Origin of the sequence: Marinilactibacillus piezotolerans (assembly GCF_900114235.1) — a bacterium.
Taxonomy (GTDB): Bacteria; Bacillota; Bacilli; order Lactobacillales; family Carnobacteriaceae_A; genus Marinilactibacillus; species Marinilactibacillus piezotolerans.
This window is the reverse complement of record NZ_FOSJ01000105.1, coordinates 1-2,150: the sequence shown is the minus strand read 5'-3', so window position 1 is coordinate 2,150 and position 2,150 is coordinate 1. Positions and strand designations below refer to the sequence as shown.

Annotated in this window: 3 protein-coding genes; all 3 read right to left on the bottom strand. The window is 40.4% G+C overall.

Features of this window, described 5'->3' with window-relative positions; genetic code table 11:
* Window positions 1-125: 125 nt before the first annotated feature.
* The gene (locus BM212_RS12230) at window positions 126-308 is read right to left on the bottom strand and encodes a hypothetical protein (protein WP_080146709.1); all 183 of its coding nucleotides are present in this window, start codon (window positions 306-308) and stop codon (window positions 126-128) included.
* Entirely contained in the window at window positions 305-1,060 is a 756-nt protein-coding gene (gene istB, locus BM212_RS12225) for an IS21-like element helper ATPase IstB (RefSeq protein ID WP_091898812.1), read from the bottom strand. The genes BM212_RS12230 and istB overlap by 4 nt, the downstream gene beginning before the upstream one ends.
* On the bottom strand, window positions 1,057-2,150 hold a 1,094-nt coding region (locus BM212_RS12220), incomplete at its 5' end, for a Mu transposase domain-containing protein (protein ID WP_091898810.1). The genes istB and BM212_RS12220, both read right to left, overlap by 4 nt.

Here is a 2,150-nt window from a genome sequence, read left to right as displayed (position 1 = left end):
TGAGTATTGCGAAGAAATAGAGCCAGCTGTGCGGAGTTTAGAGCCAGTGATTGCGGAGAACTGAGCCACTGAGTGCAGAAGAAAGAGCCGCTCATAGTCATAGACTACAAGCAGCTCGTTCAAGCTTATTCTTCTAGTGCTTCGTCCATACATGCGATAGCTAATTTAACCATATCATCTGCCGATGGCTCTTCCTCGCCTAAGTAATAGGGAAGTAAAAGAAATTCTAATTCTTCCATCACTTCAGAAGGAAGGTAGCGATGAAAATAATGTAAAGCAATTCGTATCTCTACATCTTCTGAGATCATTTGAATGCCCCCAAACCATGTCGCTCGCGCATTGAGATTTCTCCATCTAACAAAACTTTATAGGAATCATGAACAATGCGGTCAAGGATAGCGTCTGCCACAAGTGCATCGCCTAATTTCTCATACCATCCTTCAGGGGCAGTTTGAGAACAAAAAATCGTAGAGGTTGTCTTCAATCGAGCTTCAATGATCTCAAATAAAGTATAGACATGTTCAGCCGGAAGAGTAGTCAGTAACCACTCATCAATAATGAGTAGCTCAACTCTTTTATATCTATTGAGTAATTTCCGGAAACTTCCATCGGCTTCATTTTTGGCCACCATAAATTCGTCCAGCAATTCTGGAAGGCGAACATATTTTACCTTGTGGTGTTGACGACAAGCCTGAACACCTAAAGCGTTAGAGAGCCATGTTTTCCCGTTCCCAGATGCGCCCATAATGATGATATTTAAATGGTTTTGAATATAATTACCAGAAGCTAATTCAAGTAGCAGCTGTTTATCAAGATGCCGATCGGCATGATATTCGATATCTTCTACAGCTGCATTTGGATCACTGAATTTTGCTTGTTTGATTAATCGGTTTAATTTATTGGACTTTCTTCGAGCGTACTCCTGATCAACTAGTAAGTTGAATCGGTCTTCAAACGGCATATCTAGAAAATCGGTGTTACTCATTTGATCTCTGTATGCATCTGCCATTGCGCCCATTTTCATTTCTGTTAATTTACGTACTGATTCTTCATTGATCATTTGTTTTTCCCTCCAAAGTAGTCTGCACCACGGATAAATCCATGGGATTGATTGGTTTTTGTCTCTGTTAATCTCCCTTGTTCTTTCGCTTTCTCTCTTTTTCTATTTCGATTTAATATGGTTTTATAGACTGTGACCGTTGGGTTAGATGAGGCAATCAGTATGTTTTGTGCAGCCAATTCCAACTCTTTCTTAGAATATTTTCGAGATAAGCTTCTTATACTCATGATTTGATTGAGTGCTTTCTTTTCTGGGCTGTTGTTTAATAACGTCTCAATAAATTTGAGCATGTTTTTCCCAATCGTTTCTGCCCATTCTCGACTGTTTTTAGGTGTGTGTTCCCTAAATAAGCGATGGTTGTCTGGCATATGATCGGTAAGCGTCGAATACTGTCCAACGATTCCTCTCAACCGTTTATGGGATGCAATGCGACTATCTTTGAAGTATACTTCAATTAAGTCCTTAGAAAGACGAATCTCGACGTCACTTTGGATGTACTCATAGGGAACGGAGTAATACATGCGATCAACTTGAATGTGGTAGTTTGGTTGAACTTTCGCAGATCTCCATTCTGATAATTTGAAGCGTGTGGAACGAAGAGGACGAAGGTGTGGCTTCTCTTCTTCGTTATACACTTTTAAACGTGATCCCGGTCTTTTTTGAAAATCTTCTGCATTGATCTTTTCTAACATACGCCAAATCTTTCTATTTAAATCAAACAGATCAAAACATTGAACATTCCTCAAAGATGCAATAACTTGCCTAGATATGAACCCGACGGTTCCTTCTACACTTGCCTTATCTTTCGGTTTACGGACACGACCAGGGACAATGACCGTATGGTAGTAGTCCGCTAGTTCACGGTAGGCTTCATTTAAAACCGGCTCGCTTCCTTGAGCTTTCGTAACACCGGTTTTGAGATTATCTGGGACGATTGCTTCTGGAACACCTTGAAAATACTCAAAAGCATGGATATGGGCCGTCAACCAGCTTTCAGAGGTCATATCTAAAAAGCCCTCTACGTAGCTATATTGACTATAGGGAAAGGTCGCAATAAATACATATACTTTGAGGGGGTCTCCTCCTGAAC

Bases quoted from the DNA above. Each gene is read 5' to 3' on its own strand.
- istB (WP_091898812.1), bottom strand. From the start codon at position 1,060: ATGATCAATGAAGAATCAGTACGTAAATTAACAGAAATGAAAATGGGC.
- BM212_RS12230 (WP_080146709.1), bottom strand. From the start codon at position 308: ATGATCTCAGAAGATGTAGAGATACGAATTGCTTTACATTATTTTCAT.